19 protein-coding genes, 2 tRNA genes, 1 pseudogene and 1 riboswitch are annotated in these 25,472 nt (G+C 47.7%); of the genes and pseudogenes, 17 read left to right on the top strand and 5 right to left on the bottom strand.

Annotated elements, in window-relative coordinates:
- Positions 1-9: 9 nt before the first annotated feature.
- The 12 genes and pseudogenes from ACGCCZ_RS02115 (at position 10) to ACGCCZ_RS02060 (ending at position 15,588) form a co-directional block, all read left to right on the top strand.
- Entirely contained in the window at positions 10-1,746 is a 1,737-nt protein-coding gene (locus ACGCCZ_RS02115; protein ID WP_411655165.1) for a cache domain-containing sensor histidine kinase, read from the top strand.
- A 209-nt stretch (positions 1,747-1,955) separates the two neighbouring features.
- Positions 1,956-3,272 (top strand): ABC transporter substrate-binding protein, encoded by a 1,317-nt coding sequence (locus tag ACGCCZ_RS02110; protein ID WP_085534636.1) that lies wholly within the window; start codon positions 1,956-1,958, stop codon positions 3,270-3,272.
- Between the two features lie 87 nt (positions 3,273-3,359).
- Positions 3,360-7,625, top strand: coding sequence for a family 43 glycosylhydrolase (locus tag ACGCCZ_RS02105; RefSeq protein WP_411655164.1), 4,266 nt, complete (start codon positions 3,360-3,362; stop codon positions 7,623-7,625).
- Between the two features lie 890 nt (positions 7,626-8,515).
- Positions 8,516-8,707, top strand: a riboswitch (cobalamin riboswitch).
- Complete coding sequence (locus ACGCCZ_RS02100; RefSeq protein WP_161803717.1) at positions 8,691-8,864, top strand: hypothetical protein; 174 nt, start codon at positions 8,691-8,693, stop codon at positions 8,862-8,864. (Overlaps the previous riboswitch by 17 nt.)
- Positions 8,861-9,913: an ABC transporter substrate-binding protein gene (locus tag ACGCCZ_RS02095; RefSeq protein ID WP_161803718.1), complete on the top strand. Its 1,053-nt coding sequence runs from the start codon at positions 8,861-8,863 to the stop codon at positions 9,911-9,913. The genes ACGCCZ_RS02100 and ACGCCZ_RS02095 overlap by 4 nt, the downstream gene beginning before the upstream one ends.
- Entirely contained in the window at positions 9,913-11,070 is a 1,158-nt protein-coding gene (locus tag ACGCCZ_RS02090) for a FecCD family ABC transporter permease (protein ID WP_411655163.1), read from the top strand. Before ACGCCZ_RS02095 ends, ACGCCZ_RS02090 begins: the two co-directional genes overlap by 1 nt.
- Positions 11,067-11,828, top strand: a complete 762-nt coding sequence (locus tag ACGCCZ_RS02085) for an ABC transporter ATP-binding protein (protein WP_054324897.1) — start codon at positions 11,067-11,069, stop codon at positions 11,826-11,828. The genes ACGCCZ_RS02090 and ACGCCZ_RS02085 overlap by 4 nt, the downstream gene beginning before the upstream one ends.
- A gap of 146 nt (positions 11,829-11,974) precedes the next feature.
- Positions 11,975-12,814, top strand: coding sequence for a helix-turn-helix domain-containing protein (locus ACGCCZ_RS02080; protein WP_152918423.1), 840 nt, complete (start codon positions 11,975-11,977; stop codon positions 12,812-12,814).
- A pseudogene (locus tag ACGCCZ_RS02075) lies at positions 12,801-13,676 on the top strand (DMT family transporter); the annotation flags it as partial. The gene ACGCCZ_RS02080 and the pseudogene ACGCCZ_RS02075, both read left to right, overlap by 14 nt.
- An 18-nt stretch (positions 13,677-13,694) precedes the next feature.
- Positions 13,695-14,117 (top strand): DUF2000 domain-containing protein, encoded by a 423-nt coding sequence (locus ACGCCZ_RS02070; RefSeq protein ID WP_054324900.1) that lies wholly within the window; start codon positions 13,695-13,697, stop codon positions 14,115-14,117.
- Positions 14,118-14,402: 285 nt separating this feature from the next.
- The gene (locus ACGCCZ_RS02065; protein WP_085533817.1) at positions 14,403-14,876 is read left to right on the top strand and encodes a methylated-DNA--[protein]-cysteine S-methyltransferase; all 474 of its coding nucleotides are present in this window, start codon (positions 14,403-14,405) and stop codon (positions 14,874-14,876) included.
- Complete coding sequence (locus ACGCCZ_RS02060; RefSeq protein WP_054324902.1) at positions 14,863-15,588, top strand: DNA alkylation repair protein; 726 nt, start codon at positions 14,863-14,865, stop codon at positions 15,586-15,588. The genes ACGCCZ_RS02065 and ACGCCZ_RS02060 overlap by 14 nt, the downstream gene beginning before the upstream one ends.
- Before the next feature lie 560 nt (positions 15,589-16,148).
- Here ACGCCZ_RS02060 and ACGCCZ_RS02055 read toward each other — a convergent pair.
- Together ACGCCZ_RS02055 and ACGCCZ_RS02050 are read right to left on the bottom strand one after the other, a co-directional pair.
- Positions 16,149-16,568, bottom strand: coding sequence for a YjdF family protein (locus ACGCCZ_RS02055; RefSeq protein ID WP_054324904.1), 420 nt, complete (start codon positions 16,566-16,568; stop codon positions 16,149-16,151).
- Between the two features lie 105 nt (positions 16,569-16,673).
- Entirely contained in the window at positions 16,674-17,507 is an 834-nt protein-coding gene (locus ACGCCZ_RS02050) for a MerR family transcriptional regulator (protein WP_054324905.1), read from the bottom strand.
- 456 nt (positions 17,508-17,963) lie between these two features.
- Between ACGCCZ_RS02050 and ACGCCZ_RS02045 the strand changes: the two genes are divergently transcribed.
- From ACGCCZ_RS02045 to ACGCCZ_RS02030, 4 genes are all read left to right on the top strand, one after another.
- A complete protein-coding gene (locus ACGCCZ_RS02045; protein ID WP_054324906.1) occupies positions 17,964-18,629 on the top strand; it encodes an HAD hydrolase-like protein in 666 nt (221 codons plus the stop codon).
- Between the two features lie 90 nt (positions 18,630-18,719).
- Positions 18,720-18,795: transfer RNA gene (locus ACGCCZ_RS02040), tRNA-Thr, on the top strand.
- Between the two features lie 97 nt (positions 18,796-18,892).
- Positions 18,893-18,978: transfer RNA gene (locus tag ACGCCZ_RS02035), tRNA-Tyr, on the top strand.
- Positions 18,979-19,172: 194 nt separating this feature from the next.
- Complete coding sequence (locus ACGCCZ_RS02030; RefSeq protein WP_054324907.1) at positions 19,173-20,474, top strand: DUF5677 domain-containing protein; 1,302 nt, start codon at positions 19,173-19,175, stop codon at positions 20,472-20,474.
- Positions 20,475-20,639: 165 nt separating this feature from the next.
- On the opposite strand, the gene ACGCCZ_RS02025 is transcribed toward ACGCCZ_RS02030, so the two are convergent.
- Both ACGCCZ_RS02025 and ACGCCZ_RS02020 read right to left on the bottom strand, forming a co-directional pair.
- Positions 20,640-21,152 carry a macro domain-containing protein gene (locus ACGCCZ_RS02025; protein ID WP_085533805.1) on the bottom strand — a complete coding sequence of 171 codons (513 nt, stop codon included), beginning with the start codon at positions 21,150-21,152 and terminating at the stop codon, positions 20,640-20,642.
- Between the two features lie 14 nt (positions 21,153-21,166).
- Positions 21,167-22,534: a Na+/H+ antiporter NhaC family protein gene (locus ACGCCZ_RS02020; RefSeq protein ID WP_054324908.1), complete on the bottom strand. Its 1,368-nt coding sequence runs from the start codon at positions 22,532-22,534 to the stop codon at positions 21,167-21,169.
- 368 nt (positions 22,535-22,902) lie between these two features.
- Between ACGCCZ_RS02020 and ACGCCZ_RS02015 the strand changes: the two genes are divergently transcribed.
- Positions 22,903-24,057: a DUF4317 domain-containing protein gene (locus tag ACGCCZ_RS02015; RefSeq protein WP_054324909.1), complete on the top strand. Its 1,155-nt coding sequence runs from the start codon at positions 22,903-22,905 to the stop codon at positions 24,055-24,057.
- A 131-nt stretch (positions 24,058-24,188) separates the two neighbouring features.
- Here ACGCCZ_RS02015 and ACGCCZ_RS02010 read toward each other — a convergent pair whose 3' ends face one another.
- Complete coding sequence (locus tag ACGCCZ_RS02010) at positions 24,189-24,998, bottom strand: alpha/beta fold hydrolase (protein ID WP_054324910.1); 810 nt, start codon at positions 24,996-24,998, stop codon at positions 24,189-24,191.
- Positions 24,999-25,472 lie beyond the last annotated feature (474 nt).

Raw genomic sequence — 25,472 nt, 5'->3', positions numbered from 1 at the left:
AATAGTTTATTGATAAAGATATTATCCGTTATGCTGCTGAGCGTCGTATGCGTTGCTACGTTGACGCTCAGTATTTCTATTCGGGCGTCTGAGGATGTCTATGTGGATACCTTTACGCAGTCAAATTCCCAGATTATTGGACAGATTCGGGAAAACATGAGCCGGTTTAACGACGAAATTTCAGAGATCATGAGCGTGGTCAAAAACAACTGGGCGTTCCGAAGTTACCTCACCAGTGATGACCGCAGTTCCGCGACGGCTTCTTATACGCAATACAGCATGGTGTGGAACTTGGAACATGCGTTGCCACCGGATTACTTTGAAAAAATGAGCATTGTATTGGTAGGAGTCAATGGAAGTACCTACCTGAGCAGTGATGCGGGTTTGACGATCCCGGTGGAAGAGCTTTTGAACAGCCGCGTCACAGAAGAGACACGACGCCAGCCCAATCGCATCCTATATCAGTTTGTCGACGATGGATTCACTACGCTGACTCAGGGGGATAGCGCCATCGTTGCCAGTACGGGTTTAAATTATGCGGGTGGGCAATCCAACTATGGTTACGCATATGTCATCATCCCGCAGGAGGTTCTGCGCAATTTTTACAGCAGTTTCAGCAGTGATGCCAATAGTTTGATGCTATTGGACAGCGATGGACGCATTATTTCCTCCACGCAAAAGGAAATCATTGGATTTAAGGATTTGGATCTTTTGAGCATCGCACAACAGGTAGAACAGGAGGATTTGCCCTACGGCGAGACGGTCCAGTCGGATCGTCAGATGGCGGTGGTGGCGCAGAAAATTCCCCATTGGGAGTTCCATCTCGTAGGTTTGATCGATCGGGAGAGTATCCTGCGTGCAGTCGACCGCCATAAATCCATTGAAATTATGACCCTTTTAGTCGTGTTGTGCGTATTTGCCATCATGTTTTTTGTGGTAAGAAAGACGACACGGCCGATCAATTCCCTCGTCAATGAGATGAAAAAAGTGACGCAGGGCGATTTTAGCCGCCATATTCCTGTAAAGGGCAACTATGAAGTGCGGGAACTTGCAACCGCGTTTAATTATATGTTGGATGGACTCGACAGCTATATGGAACAGATTATGACCATGGAGGACGAGAAGCGGGAAGCAGAGATTCGGGCGTTACAAATGCAGATTAATCCACATTTTATCTATAATACGCTTGCATCCTTGAAGTGGATGATCTGGCAGGGGAATTCAGAGAGCGCTGTGCAGGCGATCGATTCGTTTAGCCGTCTGTTGCGAGGGACGATTAGCAAACGGGAGGAACGGATTACCGCAGCAGAGGAGATCGATAATTTAAAAGACTATGTCTTTTTACAACATCTACGGTTTGGAGAACAGATTCAGGTTCGCTTTTCACTGGCGGAAGATTGCCAGGATTGTTTGATGCCGAAATTGACCCTACAGCCGTTTGTCGAAAATGCTTTTTTCCATGCTTTCAGCGGGGCTGAGGAGGGAAGTATTTTTGTCTGCATTCGGCGCAGGGGAAATGATCTGGTGAGTGAAATCATTGATAACGGTTCTGGAATGAAGAAGGAAGAAGTGGGACGTACCCTTTCCAAAGGGGGAAAAGCAGATCATTTTACCGGAATTGGCATCAATAACGTGGACGACCGAATCAAACTTCTTTACGGGGCGCCGTATGGAGTTACCATTTCCAGCGCGCCAGGGAAAGGAACCGCGGTCACTGTGACCATTCCCATACAAAGGATGGATTGACCTAAAAATCCTACCAATTTATAAAAAAAGTACCATTATCGGTGAAAAAACATCCAAAAAAAGTACAAAATGAGAGAAAGAAATTGCTAATACTTTGGCCTGCGTTTTTAGTAAAATAAAGTGGACAGGAGAGAAAAATTCACTTAAAACTGCACGGACCCAAATGAGCATCGTAAGATGCAGGTGAAATCGACTTAGGAGGGATGGGCGTGCGTAGTCTTCGGGTGTTGGCCCTGCTGTTGAGTATTTGTTTGTTATGGGGGCTAACCGCTTGCTCGAATCAAACCGAAGAGCAGCCGCATACACAGGCAACCGTAGAAACAAGTGACAATGTTCTGACCATATGGGCATGGGACGACACCTTCAATGTAAAAGCGGCCAACTTGGCCAAGGCGTATTATGCGAATATCAACCCGGAAATTCAGGTCAATGTAGTCAGCATGGCGCAAACGGATATTATCACAAAGCTCAATACGGCATTTTCTTCGTCTAATTATGAAGGGCTTCCCAACATTGTTTTGATTGAGGATTACCGTATTCAGAATTTTTTGAAATCGTATCCGGGCGAGCTTCGGGACCTTTCCTCCATTGTAGATCCCGACAGATTTATGGAGTATAAACTCCGTGTCATGACGGAGGAAGGAAAGATCTACGGAGTGCCGTTCGACAGTGGTGCAGCCGCCTTGTTTTATCGCAGGGATTATCTGCGGGAAGCGGGATATACCGAGCAGGACATGCAGAATCTGACTTGGAATGAATACATAGAAATTGGAAAAGACGTCAAAGAGGCTACCGGAAAATATATGCTGACGCTCGATCCCAGCGACTTGGGACAGATCCGAATCATGATGCAGTCCGCGGGCGCTTGGTATATGAAAGAAGATGGAGAAACCGTTGACATCGCTGAAAATGAGGTACTCAAAGCGGCGTTGTCCACTTACGAACGGATGGTCAACGCAGGCATTGCGCTACAGGTTTCCGGTTGGGACCCATTTGTAAAGGCGTTTCAGGAGGGAGAAGTAGCCAGCGTTCCCACCGGCTGTTGGGCAATGTCCAACATTGTCAAGGCGGAGGAACAGAGTGGAAAATGGGCAGTGGCGCCAATCCCGCGGCTGGATGATATTCCACAGTCGATCAATGCTTCGAGCATCGGCGGTGGAAGCTGGTATGTCATTGATAAGGTTCCTGGCGCGGATTTGGCAGTGGACTTTTTGGGAAAAACATTTGCTTCCAATGAACAGCTGATTGACGACCTTGTGAAGGAAATCAGTCTGGTAAGCACGATGAAATCAGCAAAGGACTTAAAGCATTGCGGAGAACCAAATGCCTTTTTTGGTGGCCAGCGTATTTACGAGGACTTTGCTACATGGGCGGAGCAAACGCCTCCTGTGAACTATGGTTTGTATACCTATACGATGGAGGACATCATCGCCCAGAGCCTGCAATCCATCATGCAGGGGGCAGATATGGATGAGACGCTGAAAAACGCGCAGACACAAGCGCGTGCATCGGTTCTCCACTCATAACTTTTGGATACAACCGCTTACAAAGCGGTCTGTAGAAGGCGAAAAGCCAGGATAGAAGAGAGATTATAGGAAGGAGAAACGTAAACCATGAAGAAAACCAAACGCAGAGGGCTTTCTTTAATGCTCTGCCTGTGCCTGCTGTTGCAAACATTTATGGCAGCACCGGCACTGGCCGCAACGAAGGATGGAGCCCCCGGAGACTTACTCTACTTCGTCAACTGCGCCGCGACCAAAACGAAGGAAGTGGCGTCTGGAGATGCCATGGGCGAGTATCAGTCTGTGACAGACCAGCCCTATGGGGAGGATGCCGAAACCGGATATACCTGGGGGTATGTCCAAGATGACGACATGGTTCGCGGCGGTAATGCGGACAGTGTGGTCAAGACCGATACCTATTGGTATACCAGAGATGGTATCGATTATGACTCGGAAACCAGTGGATTCCGTTACAATTTTGCTGTAGAAGATGGTAGCTATGAAGTGACCGTCGGAATCAAGATCCCTGGTTGGTGGAGCGCGAGAAAGGTTGACATTGATCTGGAAGGAGTTCGTACCACCAGTCAGGCCAGCGTGCCGGGTGGAGCTGCAAGCAATGCCACCTTTGAGAGCAAGTCTGAGGTCATCGTAGAAGATGGCGAGCTGAATGTGTTTATTCACAATTCACAACGCGCAGATCAAAATGGCGACCCGATTCTCAGTTACATTCTGGTCAAACGCGGCCAGACGTACGATAAGACGACCTTGACGGATAAAATTGCGGAAATCGAAGAGAAAGTGACTGCTGACCAAGCCGCAGGCGTTGTCTATGCAGAAGAGCCTCTGGGAGAGCTCTATGTGGGCGAAGAAAACAAAGAAGACAATCTTACAGCGCTGAATGCCGCCCTTGCTTCTGCCAAAGAGCTGGCGGAGCAGGATCAGCTGAGCCCTTCGAAAGTAAAGGAAACATGTGAGCATTTGGATACGGTATATTCCGACCTGCGCTCCCTTGAAACCTATGATTCCTTCTCTGGCGTCAATGGCGATGTATGGAAGGACACCAACGGCAAGCCGATTCAGGCGCATGGCGGCCAGGTGCAGAAGCTGCCCATGCCGGATGGAACGGAAAAATGGTGGTGGGTCGGCGAAGATAAGACGACTGGAAGCCACAGCAACGGCATTAGCGCCTATTCTTCGGACGACCTGTACAACTGGACTTTTGAAGGCTATGTGATGCGTTCTGTCCCGAGCCGCGAGGCGCTGGACACCGATCCTTATTTCACCGCTCTGTACGGCGATCTGACAGAGGAAGAGAAGGACTATGTCTACCTCTGTATCAACAAGACCAATGCCATCATTGAACGTCCGAAGATGATCTACAATGAGGAAACCAAGAAGTATATCATCTGGTTCCATGCGGACGGACCTACCGAAGAATCCGATAGTAGCTATGCTGCTGCTGCCGCAGGTATGGCGATCAGTGATACGCCGAATGGACCGTTTACCTTTATCCGCCGTTCCCGCCTGCACCAGCTGACAGATGAAGAGTACTTAGAGGACAACGGCGTACTCGATTGGTATGAGGAGCCGCAGAACCGCGGTTTTGCCCGCGACATGAATTTGTTTATTGACGATGACGGCACGGCTTACATCATCTATTCCAGCGAAGAGAACCGCACGATGTTTATCTCCCGTTTGAACGACGAATACACGGATCTCGATGTTCCGCAGGAGCCAGTCGGCCTCGCCAAAAATGGCGTGGACTTTGTCCGTCTATTCCCAGGCGGCCAGCGTGAGGCGCCTGCGCTGTTCAAGTATGACGGAACCTACTATATGATTACCTCCGGAGCAACCGGTTGGAGCCCGAACCCGGCCCGTTATTGGAAGGCGGATGAGATCCTGGGCGAGTGGACGGATATGGGCGATCCGTGTATCGGAGATACCGATGGAAAAACCTTCTGGACCCAGAGCACCAATGTGATTCCGGTAGACCCGGAGAACGGCAAGTTCATCTATATGGGCGACCGTTGGGGCTATGGTAAAACGCAGGACTTTAGTGCAGAAGCCCTTGCAGATTCCCGCTACGTTTGGCTGCCGGTACAGATCGACGCCAGAGGAAATATCAGCCTCGAAGAATACAATGATTGGGATCTGAGCGTATTTGATTCCATCAACAATATCAAGCTGAACACAGAAATGGACGATGTTTACTACGGCGTTGAAAACCTACCCGAAAAGGTAAATGTCAGCATTCGTGAGAACGATCATTGGGAGACGAAAGATGTCAACGTCACATGGGACTTCAGCACGCTGATTCCCGGTGCAGAAAGAGATGTAGTCGGTACACTGGAAGGATTGGACGATTTGACAGTGACCGCTAATGTAGTAGACATTCCCGACAACTTGCTGTATTTTATTGACAGCGGTGCATCTAGCGGTTCCGAGCTATATGACGTAATTAAGGAAATGGCCCCGAATCTGGTCAATACAGAGGCCTACGATCAGGCTTATATGGAAGGAAGCTGGGGCTACACCGGAACGGATGAGGATATTGCGCCGAAGAATCCTACAAGTCTCGATGCATATACGAGCGGTTTCTGGGCAAAGAGCGGAAAGAATATTGATTATAAGCTGCCGTTAAAGGCTGGCGAGTATCAACTTTCCGCTGGCTTCCAGGAGTGGTGGAGCACATCCCGCCCGATGAAAATTGTTGTCTCCTATGAGGGGGAAGATGGTCAGAAGATTGAAACGACCATCGGCCAGTTTACCAATTCCGGAGAAAAAGCCTATTTGTTCCCGTTTACGGTAGAAAATGACGCCGATGTCACCATCAGTGTACAGAGACAGAATTCGAACAATCCGGATCCGGTTTTAAGTTGGATTGCTGTGACTGGCGAAGTTGAAGAAGAACCAGCGGAACACATGCTGACGGTAAGCTACCCGACAACGGTGAAGCTGTCGATCGATGGGGAAGAGCAGACGATTGCAAACCTGATCGGTGCATATAAAGACGTCGTAATGGCAAACACGAATCTCGACCTGACTTTTGAGCCGAGAGTCGAAGGAAGAGAGATCGCAGGCGTGACAGTCAATGGCGAGCCGGTAGAGGCGTTTGATGTCAATGAGTATGTATACAGCCTGGCAATGCCGAATGCAGACACCACGATTGAACTGGGCTTCACGATCGTGGATAAGGAAAATCTGCGCGAAGTGATCACAATCGCAGAGAGCGAGGACGTGAAAGCGCAGGTAGAGGCGGCAGTCCCGTCGGTACAGAAGAAGTACAAGGAAGCGTTGCAGGCAGCGAAAGCGATCGAAGAAAAGAAGACCGCAAGCCAGGACGAGATCAACAACGCGATGTTTGAGCTGATCGAGGCATTGCAGTATCTGAGCTTTACAGCGGGCGACAAGAGCCAGCTGGAAATCCCGATGGAGATTGCAGAGAGCATCAATCGAGAGAACTTCACGCCGGAGAGCGTACAGGCGCTGGACGACGCCTACAAGGCGGCAGAGGACCTGATGGACGACGAGGAAGTACTGGAAGCAGACATTCAGGCAGCGGCAGAAGCACTGTATGAAGCGCTTGACAACCTGGTCTTCCGTGCAGATAGGACGGATCTGGAAGCTTTGGTAGCAGAAGGCAAGAAAATAGTAGAGAATGCTTCGAAGTACATCCAGGATGAAACATGGGCTACTTTTAAAACCATCCTGGGCGATGCAGAAACTCTGTTGGAAAATGACAATGCAACCCAGGAGGCAGTGGACGAGAAGGCCGAAGAACTGCTCAATGCGATTACAGCACTGCGTATGATCCCGAACAAGGACGCTTTGAAAGACCTGATTGGAAAAGCAGAGGCAGTGAACACCAGCAAATACACAGCAAAGAGCGTGGCAGCGATGCAGAAGGCATTGAGCAACGCAAAGGTTGTGTTGAACAATGAAGCAGCGACCGAAGAAGAGGTCAAGAGTGCCGTAGAAGCACTGGAAGCAAGCATCCAGAACCTGGAGACAAAGACGGCGACAGCGAAGAAGAGCGGCTCCACATCGAGAAATGTAAGCAACACATATGGAGCAGCGGGTGTAGTTTCCGCAAGCCAGAGTGCAGTGGCAAGCGTGCGCAGCGATGCGGCAAATGCCATCACGCTGAACAGAGGAAGCATGTACACCTTCAAGATGACTGTGGTCAATGGAAACGGACTGGCGCCGAGCTTCACAGTGGGCAACGGAAGCGTTCTGAAGACGCAGTTTGTGTCCCAGATCGGCAATGACTACTACTACAGAGTTTATGCAGTTGGCACACCGGGCCAGAGCACAGGCGTTTACACTACCCTGCCGGGCCAGAATGCGAAACTGCATTGCACGGTAACCATTGGCTGAACGCCGGGCAATTTGTATAAGGTATAAACGTGTACATATTCGATCAAGCACCCGGCAGCCGATAGCAGAAAGTTTGCGTAGGAGACGCCGCAGGCGCGGAAGACGCTGTGCGTCCACAGGAGCATGGCCCAGCCATCCTTGGCGGACATCTTAGTAAATTGAGCGAAGGGGAGCCCCTTTCGCAAAAAGCAGAATCCCCGCTCCGGTTTCCCGGAGCGGGGGTTTTGCGGCTTTAATAGTAGGAAACTTCCGAAGGAAACACCTTAGATGAGAAAGACGTTATGAGTCCGGGTGGTTGACTTAATACTGTATAACTCGGGAAAGACATCCGTCCGTATTTGGCAAAAGTTGGACGGTCAACAGCAAAACATTAGCGCAGAGAAAGACGTAGATATGCAGGCGCTACATGCCTGGCGGCCAACAGTAGAAAATTTCCAAAGGACACACTGTAGGGGAACGAGACGTTATACATCGCCGGGCGAAAGTACGCACGAATTGGGATGGAATAGGAGTATCTATACGACATTACCAGATCTTTCAGAATGTAATGCCCGCATTGCACGATAACCATAGGCCGGACAACGTTATCTCAGGCAGAAATCGAAAGAGTAGGGGGAGAACCTCTTGTGATAGAGGGTGAAAAAACTTTTGGCGAATCCGTGAAAATCTGTAAGGAGAAAGATTCCCATAACAGAAGTTGAGGAGGCAATCCTCTTTACAGCAGGTCCTCCATATCAGACAAAAGCCCCTGTACCGAGTAATCCGGTGCAGGGGCTTCGTTTTTGTGGGATATAGTTTGAAAGGGGAGAGAGGCATTAGCAGGGGTGGTGGAATAGGCAGCGGTCGATTGACATTCTTTAAAGGATGTTCTATACTTTAAAACGACAAAAGAATCGAATAGGGTTTATGGTTCAAACCATAGAGTGGTTTGATGAAAAGGGAAACAAGTGCGAATCTTGTACAATCCCGTTGCTGTGTTTGCGGAGCCAGTTCCCAATGCCATTGACAGAATTTTCTGTTGAGAAGGCGGAATATGGCGATGATGCATGAGTCAGAAGACCTGCCATGAACTCGGTAACCATTCTGCGGACGACGGAGCCGGTTGCCAGAAAACGTCCAAGGGGGACGTGCGCCCTTTTGACGATCTGGAAGCCCCGCCCGCAACAATTGTTGCGGGCGTTTTTGTTGTCTTTTGTCGCAAAAGCATGCTTTACAGATCGAAAAGGAGTGGAAGAATGATGAAAACAAGAATTCTCGCAGCCCTATTGGCGATTTCGATGCTACTGAGCTTGGCGGCCTGTAGAAATGCCTCGCAGGTATCCTCCGAGTCGGAAAATACGTCATCGGATGTGGGCCAGACAGTTTCTTCGGAAGCTTCTTCACAGGAAGCTTCCCCGGAGGATACCGATTACTATCCGGTGACGGTTGAAGTTTATAATAATGCAAGGGAATTGGTCCCTTATACGTTTGAAAAATGTCCAGAAAAAACGCTGGTTTATGGACGGAACAATGTAGAAATTCTTTTGGCGCTTGGCTTAGGCGATAAGATTGAGATGGTGGCCGATTGTAGCAGTGTCATGCCCGAATACGCAGAGGAGTTTGCCAAGTTGGACCTTCTGAAAAATCATCAAGACGTCGGATATTTTGTCAAAGAGTATGCTTTAAGCTTGGAGCCGGATATGGTGATTGGCTGGTATTCCCTGTTCAATATGGAGGACCGTATGGGAGATGTGGATTTCTGGCATGACCGTGGAATTGGCACCTATACGACCATCAACAGTGTGTTGCGCGGCGATGAATCCCTGGAAAATGAGTATCAGGATATTCGCAATTTGGCAAAGATCTATAACCGGCAGGACAAGGCGGAAGAGATCATTGCAGATATCGAAAAATTTGTCGATCAGGGCAAGCAGGCTGCAGAAGGCGGGGAACCACAGAGAATCTTGATTGCTGAAAAATGGGAAGGCGAGTATGACATCTACCATGCAAAGACTGCGGCCGGCGATATTGCGGCACAGATGGGGGCGGAGCCGCTTGGTCAGGCAGGCTGGACCGATGAAGAGATCGTAGAGGCTAACCCAGAGGCCATCTTTGCGGTACATGTTGGTTCTGTTTCTGATGAGGAAGCGATTGCCCTTTATACGGAGAATCCTGCCTTGGCCAGCGTAGATGCAGTAAAGAACGGACGCATCTATCCGGTGGAATACAGCCTCGCCTATGCGCCGGGAGTCCGTACGAAGGACACCGTAAAGTTGTTCCTCAAGTGCCTCTATGGGATCGATGAATAATGGGAATGAACATGCGGCGTAAGGATTCAGAGGCAACGGAAGTTATATCTTCGCATGGAAAACCACAATCGGTTGCGGGTGAAGCTTCTCGGCTTGCCACCGGCGTGTTCCGTGGAATCCCGGCATATGTTTGCGCCATCGTCGTTCTATTGGCAGTACTGGTGCTTTCTGTACTTTTTGCCGTGACGGTAGGTTCGGCCGATCTGACGGTTCAGGAGGTGTACGACATCATCCTGTTTGAATGGTTTCATATTGGTGATCCTGCCGTACTGGCCCAGGGTGCTGTCCATGACATCGTCTGGTTCATTCGTCTGCCGCGCATTGTGTTGGGAGTCGCTGTGGGCATGGGACTGGCGACGGTTGGCGTTGTCATGCAGGCGGTGGTGCAGAATCCATTGGCAGATCCATATATTCTAGGAATTTCTTCGGGAGCATCCCTTGGTGCGACAGCAGCCATTCTCCTGGGAATCGGGGCGTTTGGTTCCAACAGTGTGGGGGCATGTGCTTTTTTGGGGGCATTGGGGGTTTCTTTTGCGGTCATTTGGATTTCACACCTGGGAGGGCGTGCCACCTCGGTCAAACTGGTGTTAGCCGGTGTCGCACTCAGTTCCGTTTGTTCTGCCGTTTCAAACTTTATTGTCTATGTAGCGGATGATCCCGGACGCTTTATGACGGTGACCTTTTGGTTGATGGGGAGCTTAGCGGGCGCCGAATGGGAGAGCAATGGTGTGATCTTCTTGGTGGTGCTGTTGGCCTTGGCTTTTTTCCTGACACAAAGCCGGACGCTAAATCTTATGTTGTTGGGAGACGATACAGCGATTACGTTGGGGACAAATTTGCACCGATACAGGCAGGTTTATCTTGTGGCCGCGTCGCTGGTTGTTGGGTTTGTTGTATATGCTTCCGGCGTGATCGGTTTTGTCGGGCTCATTATTCCACATGTAATTCGCGTGTTGTTCGGGGTGGATCACCGAAAACTCTTGCCACTCTCTGCACTGGCAGGTGGAATTTTCTTGGTGTGGGCGGACGTGGTGGCCCGCACGATCATTCCGAATGCAGAATTACCGATCGGAATCTTGATTTCCATTGTGGGCGCTCCGGCGTTTGTCCTACTGTTAATCAAAAAGACGTATTCGTTCGGAGGGAAGGCAGCATGAGGATTGACGCAGAGAACCTTTCCTTTTCTTGGGGCAGCACACAGATTTTAAAGGATGTATCCCTACATGCAGAGGACGGCTGTTTTGTGGGGCTCATTGGCCCAAATGGTAGCGGCAAGAGCACTTTTTTAAAATGTGTTTACCGGGTATTACAGCCTAAGATGGGATGCATTTTACTGGATGGAAAAGAAATTACGCACATGGGTTATAAGGAAACCGCACGCCGCCTAGGAGTGGTTGCGCAGCACAATGCCTATGATTTTGATTTTCTTGTAAAGGATATCGTGCTGATGGGGCGTTCCCCTCATAAACGTACGATGGATCGCGATACGGCGGAAGATTACGCAATGATGCGGGATGCACTACGGCAAGTAGGTATGGAGAGGTTTGAAAACCGTTCTTTTTCCAGCCTTTCTGGAGGAGAACAACAGCGTGTTATTTTGGCTCGTGCTCTGGCACAGGATACAGAAGCGTTAATTTTGGATGAGCCGACCAATCATCTGGACATTAAATATCAGCTTCAGCTATTAAACATCGTCAAGTCGATGCATAAGACGGTCTTGTCTGCCTTTCACGATTTGAACTTAGCTGCAATGTACAGCGATATCCTTTATGTTGTCAAGGATGGCGCAATCTATGGCTATGGAAGGCCCCGTGAGGTTCTTACAGAGCAGATGATTGCCGAGGTCTACGGTGTACGGGCAGAAGTTCGCACCGATGAGCATGGGCAGTTGTCCATTATCTATCGGGCTCAATAGTCGATACAAACCCGCTGCTGAGAGAAGTTCTTTCGGCAGCGGGTTTTCCTATTGATTCCATCCAAAAAGAGCAATATCCTACAAGACAAACCACAAGCATTCATGGTAAACTGATGTGCAGAGACAGGGGAGAGAAGGGAACATCATTGTCTATTGAAAATCGAACGATTTGTTTTGACACCCAATTACATATTGAGGCATACTTTTTGCAGGGAATTGTCCAAGATTTTCCCAACCATTTCCATGAGGAGTACGTGATTGGATTCTTGGAAAGCGGCCTCCGGCAGCTACGGTGCAACAACCGTGAATATCTTGTTCAGGCGGGTGACCTTCTGGTATTCAATCCACGAGACACGCACGCCTGCACGCAGGTGTCGGAGGTACCTTTGGATTGGCGCTGTCTGAATATCCGACCAGAAGTGATGAGCCAAATGGCGGGGGAAATTACAGGACGAGAGTATCTGCCCTATTTCCAACCGAATGTATTGTTGCAAAGTGAACACACAGCGGTTTTATGTGAGCTACACGACCGGATTGCTCAGGGGGATGCGAGTTTTCGAAAAGAGGAATTGTTCTTCTTCCTGATGGAGCAGCTGATCCACACATATGCAGAACCCTCCATATCGCCGGAAGAACAGGCATTTGACGGAGCGATTGAGGCAGTTTGCGCCTATTTGGAGGAGCACTATGCGGAAACGATCGCACTCAATGAATTGGCCGCGATTGCCAACCGAAGCAAATATCATTTGTTGCGCACTTTTACAAGACAGAAAGGGATTTCCCCGTATCGCTACCTGGAAACCGTTCGCATCGGAAAGGCTAAAAAACTGTTGGAAGAGGGAACGTCTCCGGCGGAAGCGGCTTTTCGGACAGGATTCTCCGATCAGAGTCATTTTACCAATTTTTTTAAAACCCTGATTGGTTTGACTCCTCGCCAATACGGCAATATCTTTTTAAAAGGGAGCATCAAAGATGAAGGAAACTAAAATAGCGGCGGGGCATCTGCTTTCCGTATTGACGATCTTGATATGGGGAACCACCTTTATTTCTACAAAGGTACTTTTGCGTGCATTCAGTCCGGTGGAAATATTGGTATTCCGGTTCCTACTGGGGACAATTGCTCTCTGTATCGCTTGCCCGCACCGCCTCAAAGTGACGGACCGCAAACAAGAAAAATATTTTATAGGCGCGGGCATCTGTGGAGTAACACTATATTTTTTGTTGGAAAACATAGCGCTTACCTATACCTTGGCCTCCAACGTTGGCATTATTATTTCCGTGGCGCCGTTTTTTACCGCTCTATTTGCCCATTGGTTTTTGGACGGAGAACCATTACAAGCGCCATTTTTCATCGGATTTTTTGCGGCAATCGCAGGAATTTGTTTGATTACGTTTAATGGAAGTACTGTGTTGAAGCTCAATCCTACCGGGGATCTTTTGGCCGTCTTAGCGGCTGTGGTATGGGCGCTTTATTCCGTACTGACGAGAAAGATCAGCCAATTTCATTATCCCACGATCCAGACTACCCGCCGCGTATTCTTTTACGGCTTATTATTTATGATTCCAGCCCTATTCTTTTTGGACTTCCATCCGGAGTGGGAACAATTGCTCCAACCGGTCCATACACTGAATTTACTTTACCTGGGTTTGGGGGCGTCTGCTCTCTGCTTTGTCACATGGAATGTGGCTGTCAAAGTGCTCGGTGCGGTTAAGACAAGCGTATATATTTATTTGGTTCCGGTGGTTACAGTGGTGACCTCTGCTCTTGTTCTGAAGGAGCCGGTCACCTGGATGGCTTTGATAGGGATGGGATTGACGTTGGCAGGCTTGTTTCTATCGGAATATCGGGGAAAGGGGGCGAAAAACATGCAGGCAGATGAATGGAAATGCGTCATGGTGATTGATAAAGAGCTACCAGTTGGGGTGATCGCCAATACAGCAGGCATTCTTGGGATCACCGTGGGAAAGGAACTTCCAGAACAGGTGGGAAAAGATGTGAAGGACGCCTCTGGAACACAACACCGTGGAATCATTGAAAAGCCTGTACCCGTATTGCAGGGAAACCCGGAATCGTTGCGAAAACTGCGAGAGAAGTTCAATTGCTCAGAATACGCGGATGTCATTATGGTGGATTTTTCCGATGTAGCACAGGGTTGCCGTACCTACTCTGAATGGATGGACAAGGCTGCCACGATTCCAGAGGAGGACCTGCGTTACTTAGGATTGGCGATTTGCGGGCCGGTCAAGCAGGTGAACCGTCTTACAGGAAATCTACCCCTACTCCGGTAGTACACTGCCAGCTTGATCCTATACCCCCATTATGCAATAGTCGGAAAAACCTTACGAAATCGAAAAAACGGACGGATATGAACATCCGTCCGTTTTTTGTAGCAGTGATGCAAGATTTTGACAAATCACAAAAGGATTTGCGAATAAGAGGAACTACCCCTATAATAAAAGAGAAGACACCCTTCTCATGCTGTGATCGATTGAAAATCAGTCACCAACATCAGCGAAAGAGTGTTAGCTGATTTGCGATGTACAAACAAAACTGGAAAAAGGAGTAGAAACAAGATGGACTGTCTGTTTTTTTACGATACGGAACTAGGCCGGGTTTCCATCGGCGAAAAGAAAGGGGCAATCGTATTCTTGGGGCTTCCTGGGGAGGAAGTTCCGAAGGATGTACCGGTTTGTGAAACCGAATTGCTCCGGCGAGCGTCGGAACAACTTCGGGAGTATCTGAGCGGTGAACGGAGGACATTTGACCTTCCTCTTGCTCCCGAAGGCACTGCTTTTCAGAAGGCTGTTTGGGCAGAACTCGAAAAAATCCCTTACGGGGAAACACGGAGCTATGGACAGATCGCTGCTCAGGTAGGGAACGCAAAGGCATGCCGTGCGGTTGGAATGGCAAATCACCGCAACCCCATTCCGATTTTTATCCCCTGCCATCGCGTGATTGGCGCCGACGGCAGCTTGACCGGATACGGCGGCGGTTTAGACTGCAAAAAAGTCCTATTACGATTGGAGCATAACCATGCGATGTGCTGAAGAGTCTGTCCACTGGGACAGGAAGACGGTTCAGCGGGCATTGCTGGAGATGGCCGAACCGGACTATCAAACGTTTGCCTCCGGTCTCATTCCCGGCGGGAAACCGATGCTAGGAGTGCGTTTGCCTGCATTGCGAAGCCTGGCGAAACGGATTGCACGCAGTGACTGGCGCGCATTTCTTTCCCTACAGATGGATGAATCCTTTGAAGAGACTCTCCTACGAGGGATGGTGATCGGTTATGCAAAGGCAGATGCCGGGGAATTGTTCGTCCATGTGGCGCATTTTGTGCCGGAAATCAACGACTGGTCCACTTGCGATAGTTTTTGCAATACGTTAAAATTTGTCCGGAAGGTTCCCGAACAGGCGTGGGATTTTTTGCAACCCTATTTTTCCTCGGAGCGGGAATTTGAGGTGCGTTTTGGCGTGGTGATGCTTTTGGATCATTTTATCCAAGAGGCATATTTTGACCGAGTCTTGGATATTTTGGATCGTATTCAGCACCCGGGGTACTATGCGCAGATGGCAGTTGCCTGGGCACTCGCGGAATGTTATGCGCATGACCCGCAGCAAACCATGGGGTATCTGAAAGAAAGCCGTTTGGATGCCTTTACATTCAACAAGGCGATTCAGAAAATGACAGAATCTTTCCGCGTGCCAGCGGCGGACAAAGAACGCCTTCGCGCGATGCGGCGACCGAAGGAAACAGAATAAGGTGCAGCAAAACGCCTGATATCCGGATCTTCGGGGCCCCCAGGTCAATGTAAGCCGTTTGCTGGAATCCTGTTTCGAAGGAGAAACTGATTCAGGATTTGTTCCGTCTAACAAATTCGGACGCATATTTCAACCCATATCTTTTCGGCGGAGGGCGGCATATCGAATGAATGGGCATGATGATAATGGGCACATTCCAACCCGCACCTTCCGCATGGAGGGGGATTGAGCCCCTGACAAAATCTGGCCATGATCTGGTGATTTCAATCCACGTCCTCTGTATGGGGGTGGCTATTACCTCTATGAGGCCAACAACGAGGCGTCTCAAGAATTTCAATCCATACCCTCCGTATGGAGGGTGACTAACTTGTTGGGATATAATAACTTTAAATATGTAGATTTCAATCCACACCCTTCGCATGGAGAGTGGCACGTCGAAAGCAGCTTACGAACACCCCACCACAAGAATTTCAATCCGCCCCCCATTCTGGAGGGCGGATTTTGCGAAAGGACCAGCATAGAGACGGCGCACAAAAAGAACACAGGGGCAGGTAAGCCCCTTACCTGCCCCTGTGCTTTTCCTTCTTACGTTGTTGACGCAGGGCAAACCGTCGAGCCTTTTCCTCTTCGGATTTCTTTTTCCGATTTTCTTTCCGCTCCTGTTTGCCCAATTCCCGCTGCATCTGCAAGGCCTGCTGTGCTTTCGTGCCGGTTCCCTTGTGGGTCATCGATTGTTTTGCCGTACGCCGTGCCCGCTTGGGGTTCCGAATCTCTGCTGGGGCTTGTCCTGCTGCCACGGGCGGACTAAACTGCATGCATCCCCAGTATTTGAGAAGAAAGTCGTATACCTCATAATCCTTTGGTTCTGCACCAAAGACGACGCGACATACTTCCAGGCTGCCATTTTGCGTGCGCTCATAGATGCCCACCCAGAATGGTCCCTCAAAATAGATGGTGAATGTGGCTGCTGTTGTGTCCATTTGAATTCCTCCCATTGTTGAATCCTGCAAAGAACGGACGACCCATGGGAGGGAGGGTTACTGACTGGAAATTCCAGCGCACGGACTACCAACCGCACTGTGTTTTTATCCTTGCTGTTTCATCATATCGCCTTTTCCAGTTCCTTGCAAGGGTGTGACTGGAAAAAGAACCGCGGTTTTCTGCTCTTCGGGATTTTGCACCATTTCCTCATCACAGAGAAACCGTTCGATAACAGGACCACAGACTTGATATTCCAGATGCTTTGCTAGCCACGTTCCTAGAGCGTCATAAGCGGATCGGATGGTCTCATAGGGGCCGGTGTGCACGACAGCCGCGCAGAGACATGCGGGAATGGTGGTAATATTGGGTCCGTGGGCGGATACAACGGCCTGTGCTTCTACCTCCATCGCCTCATAGGAAAATTCCTCCCCCAAAAAGCGCAGTTGTGTTGGCCCCGTGCGCTGAAGGCCACGACGGTTCATCTCGGCGTGAAGTTCGGCAAAGAGTGCGTGTATCTGTTCGGGTGGAATGGTTTTGCGAATAGAAATGACATTTTGTTCCGGACAATGCATGATCCGAACGGAATAGGGCTCATTCATGGGTTCGATTCCCTCCATTTGAGCAATGGCTTGTTCCATAAGGCGAATGGACTTGCGCATCTTTTCCATCGCCTGGCTAGTATGCGTTATTTGTGCCCGTATGTGTAGGGCGAGGACTTCCTGTGGAAGGGGAAGCAGAGCAGCGATCTCCGCAAGCGTAAACCCAAATCCTTTTAATGTCTCAATTTTTGCCAATGTATCCAGTTGTGTTTGCTCATAGTACCGGTAACCATTTTCATTTCCAACATGTGAAGGATGTAGTAAACCAATGCGGTCATAGTGGCGCAGCATACGGGTGGAAATATGCGCCAGCTTTGAAAATTCGCCAATGGATAACATATAGCCATGCTCCTTTTTGTAGAAATTAAGAACCGGTTCTGAAATGAGCATACACCTTGTCATAGTGATAAAGTCAAGTATTTTCTTGATATTTTGTTGGTTTCACTTGACAACATTTGGCACAATGGATTAAAGTATGTAAAAAATAAAAATGGCGTGCAAAAAGCGAAAGAGCTGGGAACATCGAATATTATACTTGGAAGTTGTCTTGAAAATGGATGTTCTTCTTAGAAAATCTTATATTAAAAAATTTTAATCATACCTCTATATATGGTCATTTATTTTGACTATGATGCAATATTTTTTATCAATTCTTTTTATATAAAGTACCGGGTAAAAGAACGGTTTTTTTGCGTAAATGGACATACTAGGGGCATGTGTCTTGCCGGATGCGATTCAGACGATTGTCAAGAAATATCGGTACCACAGGATATGGAAACAGTGGAGGGCTAGGCGATGATAAGCAGATATAAAATTGTTCTCTTCGATTTGGATGGAACTCTGTGCGAATCCGGAGAAGGCATTCTCAATAGTGCTAAGCATGCGATTCAGGCCGTGGGTTTTCCCGTTCCTCCGCCGGAAATTATGCGCAAGTTTATCGGTCCACCCATGGGACAAAGTCTTCAAAATTTCTGTGGAATGGACAAGGAGCTGGCCGAAAAGGCGGTAGCGATTTATCGGGAACGGTATAACCGTATCGGCTGGATAGAAAATCGTTTGTATCCTGGAATTCAAGAGCTTTTGAAGGATTTAAAAGCTTCGGGGGCCAAGCTGTCTACCGCTTCTTCCAAACCCAAGCCCGCTTTGGAGCGGATTGTACAGCATTTTGGGATTCTCGAATATTTTGATGCATTGGTAGCAGCAGGGCCGGATGGATTCCATTCCAGCAAGCCGGAAATGATTGAACAGGCAATCCGGGATTGTGGAGGTGCGCAAAAGCAGGAAGTTGTCATGATTGGAGATACACATTTTGATGCAAATGGAGCAGTGGAGGCCGGAGTGGATTTTTTAGCCGCGTCATATGGCTATGGAACCAAGGAGGAACTTGCAGCTGCAGGAGCAGCACACTTTGCGGATTCCGTGGAGGCTTTGCGCCCATATCTGTTTATCGATGAAAATTAAACCAAATTTTTCAAAAATCTTTTCTTTTCGGGCTTGACAAACCCGTAAAGTGTATGGTATATTAATCAAGCACTCTTGAGTGATACAAATGCTGGTGTAGCTCAGTTGGTAGAGCAGCTGATTTGTAATCAGCAGGTCAGGGGTTCAAGTCCGTTCACCAGCTCCAGCAGGATTCCTGCTTTCTGCTGACGCGGAGTTTATTTTGGGAAGAATTCCCTGTCAGAACCAGAAACAAGCTTGCTTCCAAAAGAAGCGGCACATATGGAGGAGTTCCCGAGTGGCCAAAGGGGGCAGACTGTAAATCTGTTGCTTTTCAGCTTCGATGGTCCGAATCCATCCTCCTCCACCAGAAAAAGCGACTTGTTTCGACAAGTCGCTTTTTTAATAAAATTTGCCCTTCGGACAAATGAAATAGCTTCGCTATGAAATAAAGGTGGCATCTAGTCCTCCACATCTCTCAAACGAGAACCCGACATGCAAAACATGTCGGGTTTTCTATGTTACAATACAACAACACTATTTAATCTAGCGAAAGGAGAATCTATGAAGACGTTTATCGAATATGACGATGTTAAGCCATGTCCATGTGGAAGTCAAAAAACATATAATATATGCTGCAAGTTAAAGTCGATTAGATGGGGATTCGATGAGAGCGGCGCATTGGTCAAACAGCTGCCCATGTCTCTTGAAACCGAAGAGGAGCTGAAGGCAGCCGATCATCTGTTTGAGCAATATTACGGAAGAAAGCCAGATAAAGAGGATTATGTTTTTTCCTTTACTCCTATTTATCAGGACGAATTGCTTTTTAAAGTTATGGAAGCATTGCAATTGTCCGGGATTCCTCCTGAAGACATTTACGCTTATTATAAAACAGATGGATTACTTGCATGTAGTGTCAACGATCAGTTCATATCTGAGAAAGACAAAAAAGATTATATGAACTATCGGGATGAATATTGTAAAGCTATTAATGAACCGCTTGCTGATACAATTAACACCATACAACTTACGGCATATGGTAATGAGCTTTTGAGTTCTACTTTTGATAAAGTGCAGGAGAGGCTGATAGGATCTTTAAATGATTTTATTCATCGTCATAGCACCGAACCCAATGGCATTTATAATTATGAAATGCAAAGTGAGGCAGACTACCTTTTATTTTCTGCTATAAAGACCATTAAGACAATGAAGGGTATCGCGTTGCTAATCAATGAGCAGATCCCAGAATGTATACACTCTCTGGGTAGAAGCCTTTTTGAAAACTATATGTACCTAAATAAAATTAACTGCGATCCAAGCTTTTTTAAGATGAAATTGCTTCCAAAGGTTGATAAGGAGCATTTTCAGTTTGTAACAAAAAAAGATAAAACGATAGACCATAATAAGGTTTTCCATATTGAGACAGGCGATATATATAATATTCATGTTGTTATAGCTGAATTAAAAAAGTCATTTAAAAATTTCGAGGACCAAGTTTTGTATGATTTGTATTATAGTAATTCCTGCCAATATATTCATGTTGATGTACTGAGTGCAACAAATTATTTTTCTACCTATGATCCTTATGACGAATTGAATCCCTCTTTCCAAGCGGCAATTACTACAGCATCAATTTCCATATTGCTATATAATGCACTTATTCATAATCGACTTGTTAGTTCTCGATTTTATCAAGATGGTTCCTATCTCATTAGGCAATTAACAAAAGATCTCCTTGCGGCAATAGAATTAGTAAATTGCGATTCCAAACATAAGCAACCTATTTTTTCTACTCTGCTTAAAAGATTACAAACTTTATATAGTGAACTGTCTGATAGTGTTTTAGAGGAGATAACGGGCATCTAAAGCGTTCGTTCTTTCCAAATTAAAGGCTACATTTCTGCTTGAATCCCTTCCGCTTTATACGGATTGCGGAGGTGACTTTTTGATATAAAATAAAAAGAGAGCCCATTCTCAACCTATCGGAGAATGGGCTCTCTTTTTCTCTTGAAAGAACGGTTTTTTAGATACTTATGGTTCTCCACAGCCATACGTCCGAATGGCGTACTCATAAATGCTGCGTCGGTACAACACCAGATAGATTTCCATGGAAGGGTGCTGCTGCAAAAAAAGCTGAATACTGGCTACAGCGGTCTTTAAAGCTTCCTGTCTTGGAATGGCGTAATCGCCGGAGAAAATCAAAGGAAAAGCTAAACTTTTACAGCGATAGGCCGCTGCTAATCCCATAGAATGGAAATAACAAAGCTTTAGAATTCGACGTGCATTGTGAATGGAACCGAACCAGCCCGGACTAGCCGTATGGATGATAAAACGAGCAGGCAGATGAAACCCTGGCGTAATCACTGCTTTCCCCGGCGGACAATATCCCACGTCGCGGCAGGCTTTTTGTAACAGGTGTTCTCCCGCCGCATGGAAAATGGCTGCACAGATGCCCGGCCGCTTTTTCAAAGATACGCTGGCGGCGTTGACGATCGCATCCACCTGCATTTGTGTAATATCTCCGTATACGATGTGGAACGGCATAGAATCCTCTCCTTTTACATCAGAAATCCACAGGCCAGATAGCCAAAGAAACTGACACCGGCGGCCATGGCGGCGTAAGGCATTTGTGAAAAGGCGTGGTCCATATTCTGCATTTTGCAGCAGCTGGAAGTCAATACGGTGGCATCCGAATAGAAACAAGCATGACTCCCCAATGTTGCGCCGGAGACGACCGCTGCCATGACCAATACGAGATTAGCTCCCAGCATGTTGGCCAGAGGCATAATAATTGGGACAATAATCGCAGGCACTCCCCACACGCTGCCCGTGCTGAAATTGAGGATGGCCACAGCGACAAACACCACTGCCGGTAAAATCGAAGCAGTCATATAGGGGCTGATGGCGTGAATGACGTATTCTGCGATGCCGATGTCAGACATGGCCTCCTGCATCACAAAAGCGAAGAAAATAATTGCAACGGTAGGAATCATATTACAAAATCCATGCATGGCCAAATCGCAGAAGCCGGAAAAAGTCATACGGCGGCGGGGAAGGTACAATATAAAGCAAACGCCGATAGCTGCGGTTACAGCGAGAAATAATTCCCCGGTGAAGATGGCAAGAAAAATCAGCACACCGATCGGCAGTACAAAGTCCAGCAAACTGCCCTCGGTTCCCTCAGCCCCTTCGTCATCCTCAAAATTCAGAGATTCGCTCTCCGATGAATACACTTGTCCGGTTGCTTTTACGCGGTCATACGCCTTACGCATCCGCCCTATTTTGGGGATGATTCCACTGATAAAGAGCGGGACAATGAGAACGGCAGCAATCGCGTAGAAGATAAAGGGAATAATGTGGTAGAAGGTTTGCAGGGCGTTGCCATAGCCCAGTTCTGCTACACCGGGTTCAGAGAAGAATAGAGCGGAGAAAAAGATCGCCCATGTGGAGAAAGGAAGCAATGCGCATACAGGGGCGCCGGTAGAGTCGATGATATAGGACAATGCTTCACGCGGAACCTTTTTGCGATCGGAGATTTGCCGCATGCAGGTGCTTAATGTCATAATGTTCAAATAGTCGTCAACAAAAATGAGAATCCCCATAACCCAGGTCAGCAGCATACTGGAGCGGGGACCTTTGCAGAGCCTTTCCAATAGACGGGAAAATCCGAGTGTGCCACGAGAAGCGCCTACCAAAGCGATCAGCGATCCAAACAGCCCACAAACCATGAATACCCATTCGTGGCTATAATCGGTTGCAACGCGGAAAAAAGCATCCATCCAACCTTGAGCGAACCCCCAACCGTCGGTAATGATGTATGTACATAGGGTGCCGAGAATCAGGGATTCCAGAGTTCGTTTCGTCTTTAATGCAAATACAATAACCAATAAAACAGGGACCAACGTCAATATGCCATAGCCATCCATTCAAAGGCCTCCTCATGATATGCTTGCGTCCATGTGCCAAGAGTATAACACGGATCAAAATAACATGAGATTAAGAAAATCGCGGGCATATTAAGGCCACGTTAAAATTTGTATTTGACCATATTAGCATGATGGATATAAAGAGAAAATGACGTGGAGCCGATTGAGAAACGGGGCGAAATGGCGAGCGAAAAAGCGTGTATGGTCGTTTTATGAAAAGTGCTTTTTGCAGAGTACGTATGATTGTGCTACTAAAGAGAAGAAAGAGGAGAGATCGGGCGAAACATTTTCAATAAACCTCTCCGTATGGTATAATAGAACCCAAAGTTTGGTACAACAGATAGACTACTAATAGAGAGGAGATTGCCATGAACGAAAAAGAAGTCGCTGAAATTCGCCGGCGTTTTCGACCAGATAAAAGCAATATCACTTGTGTCCGAGGCTGTTATGTAAATGATAAACATGAGATTGTATCGGAATTTCGCCAGTCGTTGGCTTTGACCCCGCAGGAGGAAGCTGAAAAACTGTTGACCATTCTCAAGCGCACATTGTCCGGAACCCTAGGAAAGAATTTGATCGACATTGATTTCGCCACACAACAGGTGGTGGACAGTGAAGAACACCGTTTGCTGATGGAGCTCCGAAACTCTGCCCTTGAAAACGACGAGGCTATCCAGGAGCTTTTTCAGCGGATTGTCCAGTCGCTTTCCATCGAAGGGCATTACGTCATCCTATTGGCCCACGATACATACGATGTCCCCTACCGTTCTAAGGATGGAGAACAGCAGGGGGATGCCTCTTCAGAGGTATACTCGTACTTCTTATGTAGTATTTGCCCGGTCAAACTGACCAAACCAGCCTTGAGTTACTATATCAATGAAAACGCCTTCCACAACCGCAGGGAGGATTGGATTGTTGCTGCGCCAGAGCTGGGATTCCTGTTTCCTGCTTTTGAGGATCGCAGTACCAATATCTACAGTGTATTGTATTATTCACGCGATATTGCAGAAATCCATCCGGAATTCGTGGACGCTGTGTTCCGTTGTGACATTCCGATGTCAGCTGCTGCGCAAAAAGAAACCTTTGAATCGATATTGGGAGAGACACTGGCAGATGATTGCAGCTATGATGTAATACAGTCTGTGCACGACCAGTTGAGCGGGATGATTGAAGAACATAAGGCAAATAAGGAAGTGGAACCCTTAGTCATTTCCAAGGGAACCGTCGAACAGGTTTTGGAATCCTGTGGGGTTCCGCAGGAGAGAACGGTTGCCTTTTCCGAAAAATATGATACAGAGTTCGGTTCGGATATGGCCATCCGGCCGCGCAATATCGTCAATAGTAGGCAGTTTGAAGTGTGTACCCCGGATGTGACCATCCGCGTAAATCCAGAGCGGAGCGACCTATTGGAAACCCGCGTAATCGATGGAAAGAAATACATCCTCATCCGTGCGGAGGAAGGGGTAGAGGTCAATGGCGTACCCATCCATATTTCCGAAAGGAAAGGGCAAGAAAACGTTTAGTCGTCTTGCCCTTGTTGAGAAACCGATCGTTTTGTTTGTTAATAATATATAAGCTAACATGCCTGGCAATGCAGTGTAGATTCGTGTTGTAAAAAAGCACTAAAATACTGCGGCCGGTTTTGATATTTCGCTTAACTTTTTAGGAATTGAAGGAAACATTGATTAAAACGTTCCAATTCATCGTAGAAGATGCCATGACCACTGTTTTCGAAGGCGAAGAGCTGAGAGCCGGCGATCCGCTGGTTTTGCAGTTCCCCCAGTTCAAACGGCACAATTTGGTCTTGTTTACCGTGAAAGATTCCCGTTGGAACATGCACACTGTACAAGTCGGCACAGCCGTCCTCATCCCTGAGGGCGTAGCCCGTGGCGATCGTTCCGATGCTGGAGGCCGAAAGGGAAAGATCGCAGAACCAGTCTTTGATCGCTTCGCTATGGGGGCTATAAAGCAGTTTCCGGCTGAAATCTTCGCTGAATTGAGCGCGATCTGTTTGAATTTGCTCAATCATTTGATCTACAGCATCCTGTGTCATTCCATAAGGGAAGTCCGGCGCCTGTGTAAAGCGGGGAGCTGCTGCTGCCAAAAGGACAAGCTTTTTTACACCATAGCCACGACAGCGATTCATATAGCGAAGGACAATCGCTCCTCCCATGGAGAATCCAACGAGGGTAAATCGATGGAGGTGCAAAGCACGAACGACTTGGTCGATATCGGATGCCATTTGGTCGTAATGATAGCAACAGGCAGGGGCATCGGAATGACCGAAGCCCCGCAAGTCCATTGTGATCACTCGATAGCCGCATTTGATGAGAAGTTCCTGCTGGTATTCGAACATCTTGGCCGATAGCGGCCAACCGTGAATCATCAGAATGGTTTCCTTTCCCAAAGGATTGGGATCGTAGACTGCAAGCTTCACACAATCACGAGTGCGGATAAAAAACATGGTAAAAACTCCTTTTTCTATTCATAATATTGTTTGGACATGCCTTGTGTTCTCTGGAAGGAGCGATTCGGAAAAGGCGCTATACCGGCCTTTTTCATAGGAAAAATCGGGAGATAAAAAGGATTTCAAAAAAGATTGAAATTTTTTCAAAAAAGGTGTTGACAAAAGGGGTAGGGTTTGGTATTATATTCGAGCACCTTACGAAACGGCCCAAACGAAAGGGACAAGGCGAGAGGCCATAAACCTAGAGAGGAAGCCGGTTTGAAGGTTGCGAAGGACCTTGAAAATTAAACAACGTTACGAAATGAAAAGGACCCGTAATGACTTTGAGAGGGACGGGAACATCCGAGAGGATGGGAACGGAACTTTCGGACGAAACGAGAATCCAGACTCGAGAAACTGGAATACACGTTAGTGTATCGAAAAGAGCTATTCAAAAACTCTAAGTTGATTTAAACGCTCTACGGAGCGATT

Source organism: Anaeromassilibacillus sp. SJQ-1 (assembly GCF_046693725.1).
Lineage (GTDB): Bacteria > Bacillota > Clostridia > Oscillospirales > Acutalibacteraceae > Anaeromassilibacillus.
The sequence above is the reverse complement of the archived record's forward strand: the minus strand, read 5'-3'. Positions and strand labels throughout refer to the sequence as shown.

Excerpts from the sequence above, each read along its gene's own strand:
- ACGCCZ_RS02050 (WP_054324905.1), bottom strand. The coding sequence starts at position 17,507 with ATGTTATCCATTGGCGAATTTTCAAAGCTGGCGCATATTTCCACCCGT.
- ACGCCZ_RS02085 (WP_054324897.1), top strand. The coding sequence starts at position 11,067 with ATGAGGATTGACGCAGAGAACCTTTCCTTTTCTTGGGGCAGCACACAG.
- ACGCCZ_RS02030 (WP_054324907.1), top strand. The coding sequence starts at position 19,173 with ATGAAGACGTTTATCGAATATGACGATGTTAAGCCATGTCCATGTGGA.
- ACGCCZ_RS02045 (WP_054324906.1), top strand. The coding sequence starts at position 17,964 with ATGATAAGCAGATATAAAATTGTTCTCTTCGATTTGGATGGAACTCTG.
- ACGCCZ_RS02105 (WP_411655164.1), top strand. The coding sequence starts at position 3,360 with ATGAAGAAAACCAAACGCAGAGGGCTTTCTTTAATGCTCTGCCTGTGC.
- ACGCCZ_RS02070 (WP_054324900.1), top strand. The coding sequence starts at position 13,695 with ATGCAGGCAGATGAATGGAAATGCGTCATGGTGATTGATAAAGAGCTA.
- ACGCCZ_RS02015 (WP_054324909.1), top strand. The coding sequence starts at position 22,903 with ATGAACGAAAAAGAAGTCGCTGAAATTCGCCGGCGTTTTCGACCAGAT.
- ACGCCZ_RS02100 (WP_161803717.1), top strand. The coding sequence starts at position 8,691 with ATGAACTCGGTAACCATTCTGCGGACGACGGAGCCGGTTGCCAGAAAA.
- ACGCCZ_RS02055 (WP_054324904.1), bottom strand. The coding sequence starts at position 16,568 with ATGGACACAACAGCAGCCACATTCACCATCTATTTTGAGGGACCATTC.
- ACGCCZ_RS02065 (WP_085533817.1), top strand. The coding sequence starts at position 14,403 with ATGGACTGTCTGTTTTTTTACGATACGGAACTAGGCCGGGTTTCCATC.
- ACGCCZ_RS02060 (WP_054324902.1), top strand. The coding sequence starts at position 14,863 with ATGCGATGTGCTGAAGAGTCTGTCCACTGGGACAGGAAGACGGTTCAG.
- ACGCCZ_RS02020 (WP_054324908.1), bottom strand. The coding sequence starts at position 22,534 with ATGGATGGCTATGGCATATTGACGTTGGTCCCTGTTTTATTGGTTATT.
- ACGCCZ_RS02095 (WP_161803718.1), top strand. The coding sequence starts at position 8,861 with ATGATGAAAACAAGAATTCTCGCAGCCCTATTGGCGATTTCGATGCTA.
- ACGCCZ_RS02025 (WP_085533805.1), bottom strand. The coding sequence starts at position 21,152 with ATGCCGTTCCACATCGTATACGGAGATATTACACAAATGCAGGTGGAT.
- ACGCCZ_RS02010 (WP_054324910.1), bottom strand. The coding sequence starts at position 24,998 with ATGTTTTTTATCCGCACTCGTGATTGTGTGAAGCTTGCAGTCTACGAT.
- ACGCCZ_RS02090 (WP_411655163.1), top strand. The coding sequence starts at position 9,913 with ATGGGAATGAACATGCGGCGTAAGGATTCAGAGGCAACGGAAGTTATA.